General features: G+C 73.3%; 4 protein-coding genes. 2 read left to right on the forward strand and 2 right to left on the reverse strand.

Going from position 1 to position 7,261, the window contains the following annotated elements; genetic code table 11:
• Positions 1–2,394: Hsp70 family protein (locus AB0M20_RS18745; protein WP_364299701.1), on the forward strand; the 2,394-nt coding region annotated here is incomplete at its 5' end.
• A gap of 16 nt (positions 2,395–2,410) precedes the next feature.
• Positions 2,411–4,675 carry an Hsp70 family protein gene (locus AB0M20_RS18750; RefSeq protein WP_364299703.1) on the forward strand — a complete coding sequence of 755 codons (2,265 nt, stop codon included), beginning with the start codon at positions 2,411–2,413 and terminating at the stop codon, positions 4,673–4,675.
• A 106-nt stretch (positions 4,676–4,781) separates the two neighbouring features.
• On the opposite strand, the gene AB0M20_RS18755 is transcribed toward AB0M20_RS18750, so the two are convergent.
• Together AB0M20_RS18755 and AB0M20_RS18760 are read right to left on the reverse strand one after the other, a co-directional pair.
• Entirely contained in the window at positions 4,782–5,384 is a 603-nt protein-coding gene (locus AB0M20_RS18755) for a DUF4255 domain-containing protein (RefSeq protein WP_364299705.1), read from the reverse strand.
• On the reverse strand, positions 5,365–7,261 hold a 1,897-nt coding region (locus AB0M20_RS18760), incomplete at its 5' end, for an ATP-binding protein (RefSeq protein WP_364299707.1). The genes AB0M20_RS18755 and AB0M20_RS18760, both read right to left, overlap by 20 nt.

Below are 7,261 nucleotides of genomic sequence, written 5' to 3' on the forward strand. Positions count from 1 at the left end.
TTTGATCCTTGGTTTTACAACACTCTCGGCGTTCCGCGCGCCCCCACCACCCGGCGGCCGGCCTTGCCCACAACCGGCACCCCCGAGGTGGTGCAGCTCGGGAGCCGCCGCGCCGAGATCCCGTCGCTGGTCTTCCTCCGTGAGGACGGCGTGGTGCTGGTCGGCGACGCGGCCGAGCGCCGGGGCGCGCGGGAGCCCGCCCGGCTCGCCCGCGAGTTCAAGCGCCGGCTGGGCGACCCGGTGCCGGTGCTGGTCGGCGGCTCGCCGATCTCCGCGCACGCGCTGATGGCCCGGGTCCTCGAGCACGTGCATCAGACCGTCACGCGCAGCCAGGAGGGGCCGCCGGCCCGGGTCAGCGTCACCCACCCGGCGAACTGGGGTCCGTACAAGCGCGAGCTGCTGATGCAGGCGATGGTGCTGGCCGAGGTGCCGGACGTGCAGTTGCGCTCCGAGCCGGAGGCGGCCGCGGTGCAGTACGCGGCGCAGGAGCGGGTCCAGGCCGGTGAGATCATCGCCGTGTACGACCTGGGCGGTGGCACCTTCGACGCGGCGGTGCTGCGCAAGACCGCCACCGGCTTCGAGCTGCTCGGCGAGCCGGCCGGCATCGAGCAGCTCGGCGGCGTCGACTTCGACGAGGCCGTGCTGGCCCACGTGCTGGACATGCTCGGCCCGCGCGCGCAGCAGCTCGACCCGTCCGATCCCTCCGTCGTGGAGGCGCTCAGTCAGCTGCGCCGCGATTGTGTGATCGCCAAGGAGGACCTCTCGGCCGACACCGAGGTGCTGATCCCGGTGGCGCTGCCCTCGATGCACACCCGGGTCCGGCTCAACCGGTCGGAGTTCGAGGCGATGATCAGCCCGGCGCTGAGCGAGACGGTCGCGGCGATGCGCCGGGCGCTGCGCTCGGCCGGGATCGCGCCGACCGACCTGCGGTCGATCCTGCTGGCCGGCGGGTCGTCGCGGATCCCGCTGGTCAGCGAGTTGTTGTCCACGGAGTTCGGCCGGCCGCTGGTGCTGGACGCCAACCCGGAGCACAGCATCGCGCTGGGCGCGGCGATGGCTGCCCGCGACGGCGGCGGGATGCAGTCGCCGTCGCGGCCCTTCCCCGCGCCGCCGGTCGAGCCGGCGCCGCCGGTGCAGCCCGGTAAGCCGTACCCGACGTCGCCCTATCCGACCGAGCAGATCTCCCCCGCTCCCGACGGGCCGCCCGCCTACACTCCCGGCCAACCTGCACCGGTCGCGCAGCCGCAACCCCAGCCGGGTGTCTACCGCACCGGCGCCGCGCCGATCGTCCAGCCGCAGCCACCCGTCGGCCCGCCGCCCGCCGGCAAGCCGTCACCCACCCCGCCCTTCGAGCCGGCCCCGAGTCGGTCGCGGCGCGGTCCGATCATCGCGGTCGCGGCCGCGGCGGTGGCCGTGCTCCTCATCGGCAGCGGCGTCGCGTGGGCGATGCTCCGCGGGGATGGCGACCGCGGCGAGACGCCGGCCGGCGGCGGACCGACGTCGGCCGGTCCGGCGGCGCCCCAGGTGATCGGCTCCTGGAAGCAACTCGCGAACCTCCCGGTCCAGCTCGAGGGCGCGGCGGTGGCCGCGTACAAGGACAAGATCTGGGTGGCCGGCGGGCTCTCCAACGACGAAGCGCGCACCAAGCTGACCAGCGTCTACCTCTACGACCCCAAGACCGACAAGTGGGCGAAGGGCCCGACGCTGCCCCAGCGGATCAGCCACGGCTCGCTGGTGGCCACCCCGTGGAGCCTGTACTTCCTGGCCGGCTGGGTGCAGGACGGCGGCTCGAAACAGGTTCTCAAGCTCAACCCGACCGGCACCGCCTGGATCCCCGACGTGCCGCTGCCGGAGCCGAGGGTGGCGGGCGCCGCCGCGTACGACGGCTCGCACGTGATCTTCGCCGGAGGCACCCGCAAGGGCGGCGCGCCGACCGACACCGTGTGGTCGCTGACGGACGGCAAGTGGAAGTCGATCGGCAAGCTCGGCGAACCGCGGCAGAAGCTCACCGCGGTCAGCAACAACGTGGACACCGTGTGGGTGCTCGGCGGGCGCGACGCGCAGAAGGACACGAAGTCCGCCCAGATCGACCGCATCGCGCAGGGCAAGGTGGCCGAGCCGCCGACGGTGCGGATCGACCCGCCGATCGACAGCTCCGCCGCCGTCCGCTTGGACGGCATCGGCATGTGCCTGGTCGGCGGCGAGATGCCCGGCAAGCGCTACAACGACTGGTGGTGCGACCAGACCGGCGTGGCGGCGACGCTGCCCAAGCTGGACCCGCCGCGCGCCGGGCTGGGCGTGGCGCGGCTCGGCCGGACGATCTACGTCGTCGGCGGGTACGGCGCCAACTTCCAGGGGCTCGACCGCGTCGAGTCCTTCACCGTCCCCGGCTGATAGCGTTCCTGACCTGATGGCGTACGGGCTGGGCATCGACTGCGGCACCACGCACACGGCCGCGGCGATCACACGGGACGGTTCGCTCGAAGTGCTGCGCCTGGGCAGCCGCCGGGCCGAGCTGCCGTCGCTGGTCTTCGTGCCGGCCGAGGGCGCGGTGCTGGTCGGCGACGCGGCGGCTCGCCGCGGCGAGACGGATCCGCGCCGGCTGGCCCGCGAGTTCAAGCGGCGCGTCGGCGACCCCGTCCCGATCATGGTCGGCGGCGCCCCCTTCTCGGCGCACGCCCTGACCGCCCGGATGCTCGAGCACGTGCTCAGGACGGCTGTCGCCGGTCAGGGCTCGGCGCCGGCGGCGGTGGTGCTGACCTGCCCGGCGAACTGGGGACAGTACAAGCGCGAGCTGCTGATGCAGGCCGCGCGGATGGCCGACCTGCCGCCGGTGACGTTGCGCACCGAGCCCGAGGCGGCGGTGATCGAGTACGCCGCCGGCTCGCGGGTGGGTGATGGCCACATCATTGCCGTGTACGACCTGGGCGGCGGCACCTTCGACGCGGCGGTGCTGCGGCGCACCGCGGGCGGCTTCGAGGTGCTGGGCCAGCCGGAGGGCGTCGAGCAGCTGGGCGGCATGGACTTCGACGAGGCGGTGTTCGAGCACGTCATCACCAAGCTGCCCGCCGACCTGGTGTCGGCCGGGGACGACCCGGCGAATCTGGCGGCGCTGGCCCGGCTGCGGCGCGACTGCGTGGAGGCGAAGGAGGCGCTGTCCGACGACACCGAGGTGCTGATCCCGGTGGCGCTGCCGCAGATGCACACGCGCATCCGGCTGATCCGGTCGGAGTTCGAGGACATGATCCGGCCGGCGCTGACCGAGACGGTGGGCGCGATGCGGCGGGCGCTGCGCTCGGCCGGGGTGGCGCCGGACGAGGTGACGTCGTTCCTGCTCTCCGGCGGTTCGTCGCGGATTCCGCTGGTGTCGCAGTTGCTGTCCACGGAGTTCCGGCGGCCGGTGGTGCTGGATCCGCATGCCGAGCACAGCATCGCCCTGGGGGCGGCGCGGGTGTCGCTGCTCGCGGAGGGCAGCTCGCCGCTGCCGCAGAAGAAGCAGAGCAGGCCCACGGCGACGGCGACCGCGCCGTCCGGCGCGCTCCCGTCAAGTGGCGCGCTCCCGTCAAGTGGCGCGCTCCCGTCAAGTGGCGCGCTCCCGTCAAGTGGCGCGCTCCCGTCAAGTGGCGCGGTTCCGGCAGGTGGCGCGGTTCCGGCCGGGGGCGCGCTTCCGGCAGGTGGCGCGCTTCCTCGTGGGCAGCAGAGCAAGGGCACGGCGCCGGTGCCTCCCGTCGTGGCGCCTCAGCGGGCGCCCCGGAGGCAGCAGAGCAAAAGGGCCGAGCCGGCGGGCGTACCCGGCGAATCCGGCGCGCCCACAGCGGCGGCCGAATTCGAATCGCCGGTTCTTCTCACTCGCGACGGGCTCAACCGGTCCTCGGCGCGGGCGGTCGCGCCGCCGGCCGTCCCGGCGCGCAGGACCGGACCGGCGCGACGCCGTCTGCTGCAGATCGTCGCCGCGGCCGTCTCGGTGCTGGTCATCGGCGGCACCGCGGTCTATCTGGTGGGGAAGTTCACCGACGACGGTGCCGGCGCAAACCCGTCGGGAGGTCCGGCCAGCTCGGCGCCCGTCGTGCCCGCCTGCGGGTTCGTCGACGACTTCACCGGCGTCACGCTCGACGCGAAGTGGGAGCAGACCCGGGACGATGTCGAGGTCAACGTGGCCGGCGGCGCCGCGACCGTGGACGCGCCGGACGGCTCCGACATCTACAACGACAAGCTCGACGCGCCCATGCTGCTGCGGTCGCAGACCGGCGACTTTCAGCTCGAGACCGAGATGACCGCCACGCCGAACCAGTTCTACCAAGGCGCGGGGCTGGTGCTGTGGAACGGCCCCGATAGCTACGTGCGGCTCGAGCTGGGCTGGGGCGATGTGCAGGCGATCGTGTACGAGTACAAGAACGGCGGCAAGCATCTGCGGCCGCATCCGCCGTTCAAGGCCGGCCCGAACGCCGTGCGCACCAACGCCGACCGGGTGATCCTGCAGCTGCGCCGGGCCGGCGACACGGTGGATGCCCGGTGGCGGCGGCCGGACGAAACGGCGTACACCGATCTCGGCACCATCGACATCAAACTGCCCGCCACCGTCAAGGCCGGCCTCTCCGTCCTCAACCGCGCGCAGTCCGGCTCGTCACCCGAGTCGTTCAGCGCCACCTTCGAGAAGGCGTCACTGACCTGCTGAAATGCCATCCGCAGCCCCACCGCCACCCTTGACCGGACTGAAGGCGTCTTTCCTCCGCAGCCCCACCGCCACCCTTGACCAGACTGAAGGCAGCCCCGCCGCCGCCTCAGCCGGACTGAACGCCGTTTCTGGTCTTGATCTCGGCGAGCGAGGCCGCGGTGGCCTCGACCACCTCGACCGGCGGGCCCGCCTTGGTGCGCAGCGCGGCATCGATCGTGGCGGTGACGACGAGGTCGAGGCCCGGCTTGAGCTGGCCGCCGAGCGCCGACCAGAAGTCCGAGTTCTCGCTGCCGTCGCCGCTGCGCAGCTTGAGCGTCGGCACCGGGCGGACGTCGGCGAAAACCCCCTGCAGATGCTCCACCTCGATCGTCGGGTGCAGCAGCAGCGCGGACAGCACGTCGCCGAGCAGCGAGTGCTCGTCACGGACCTCGCTGGTCCAGGCGGTGACCAGGTAGCGGCAGTCGACGCGGGGCAGCGGGTCGCGGCGGAAGCGGCGGCCGTCGGACTCCTCGACGATCACGTCGCCCCACTCGCGGTCGCTCAGGTTGGGCCGCACGTCCCACAGGTAGAGGTCGACGGTCGGCTTCGAGGACAGGGCCGCGGACCACTCGCCGTCCGGCGCCTCGAACGCGATGTCGACATCGCGGGCCGGCAGCGGGACGACCGAGCGCAGGAACGTCTCCAGCGTCTCATCGAGCAGATGCAGCATCGGCGTCCTTCACCAGGTCGAAGTAGCGGTCGAACTCCTTCTCGGTGCGCAGCCGCCCGAGCTTCTGGAACTCCCGTTTCACGCTGAGCACAGCATGCCGCATGGTGATGGGACTGTCCTCGGCGGCGGCCAGGAACGCCGCGCCGAGCGCCGCGTTGCTGATCACGCCACCGGTGATCTTGAACTGGCGAGCCAGGAAGTCGATGTCGATGTCGGTGATCGGCGCGGTGGACGGGAAGGTGCGCGCCCAGATCTGCCGGCGTTCCGGCTCCTCGGGCGCCACGAAGTCGATCGCGATGGAGATCCGCCGCAGGAACGCCGGGTCGATGTTGCGCTGCAGGTTGGTGGCGAGCACGACCAGGCCCTCGTACGTTTCCAGGCGCTGCAGGAGGTAGGCCACCTCGATGTTCGCGTACCGGTCGTGGGCGTCGCTCACCTCGGAGCGCTTGCCGAACAACGCGTCCGCCTCGTCGAAGAAGAGCACCAGGTCACCGGCCGCCGCGGCGCCGAAGATGCGCTCGAGATTCTTCTCCGTCTCGCCGATGTACTTGCTGACCACCGCGGACAGGTCCACTTTGTACAGATCCAGCCCGAGGTCGCCGGCCACCACCTCGGCGGCGAGCGTCTTGCCGGTGCCGGACGGGCCGGCGAAGAGGGCGACCACGCCGGCCGACGGCAGCGGGCTGAACCGCCAGGTGCCGTACACGGTCTCCCGCCCGCGATGCCGGGCGGACAGCTCGCGCAACTGGGCGGCCTCGGGCGGCGGCAGGATCAGGTCGTCCCACGAGCGGCGGGGCCGGATCCGTACGGCGACGTTGTCGAGGTGCCCACCGGCCAGGCGGCGGACGGCCGGGGCGACCTCTCCCCCATCGGCCGCGGCCGCGGCGGCGACCAGCCGCAGTTGCTCGCGCGTCAGGCGGTACGCCGGGTCGGGGTCGCGGCCGAGCGCACGCTGCCAGTCACCGGCGTCGGCCACGCCGTCGGCCACCCGGATCTCGTGCCACGACCGCTCCGGCACCGACTCGAGCGGCTGCTCGCCGGACGAGCTCAGCACGAAGTCGAGATGCGTCGCCCGCTTGATGGCGTCGCGCCCCGCGGCGGTCAGCGGGCCCTCGATCTCGAACACCACCACCAGATCGCCGAGTGTCGCCTCGCGGACCACCGCCGTCCAACCGGCGGCGTCGTCCGGCGGCGGGCAGATCAGCAGACCGGCGCCGGTGATCGCGCGCAGGCGGCTCTCGCGGTCGCCGCCGTGCACCAGCAGCAGACCGCCGCGTCTCGGCTCGTCGCTTGCGGCCGCCCGCCGCGTCGCGCCGGGCGGCAGGGCGGGATCGGGCGCGTCGTCGCCGCGCAGGTGCCAGATCAGGCGGGCGGCCGGCTCGCCGGACAGCGTCGCCCACGGTCCGTCGCCGGCCGTGCGGGCGAGCCCGGCGCGGATCAGGCCGCCGGACGGGGACAGCGCGCGCTCGGCGACGTGCCCGGCCGGGTCGGCGAAGACGCGGGTCAGGGTGGAGAGGGTCAGCCGCGGCAGCTGCACCGAATCCTGCACGTACGACACGAGCCGCTGGCGCGCCGGCGACTGCTCGACGGCGACCAGGAGCGCCAGCACCTCGGCCTCGTCCGGGCCGAGGTGCGCGTGCCGGGTGACCGCGGCGAACCTGCCACTCCCGGCCAGGGACGCGGTGAACGCCGCGCGCACCTCGCCGACCCGCTCGGCCATGCCGGCGCGGATGACCGCCACCCGTTCCGGACCCGGACCGTCCAGGCCGGGCAGGTCGGCGAGTGCGCGTTCCAGCTCCTCGTGCCCGACGTAGAGGCCGGCGAAGTCGCGCGGCGGCCGCCCCTCGGCCAGACGGCTGACCAGCGCCTCGCGCTGC

The sequence above is a fragment of the Actinoplanes sp. NPDC051633 genome (assembly GCF_040681735.1).
GTDB lineage: Bacteria > Actinomycetota > Actinomycetes > Mycobacteriales > Micromonosporaceae > Actinoplanes.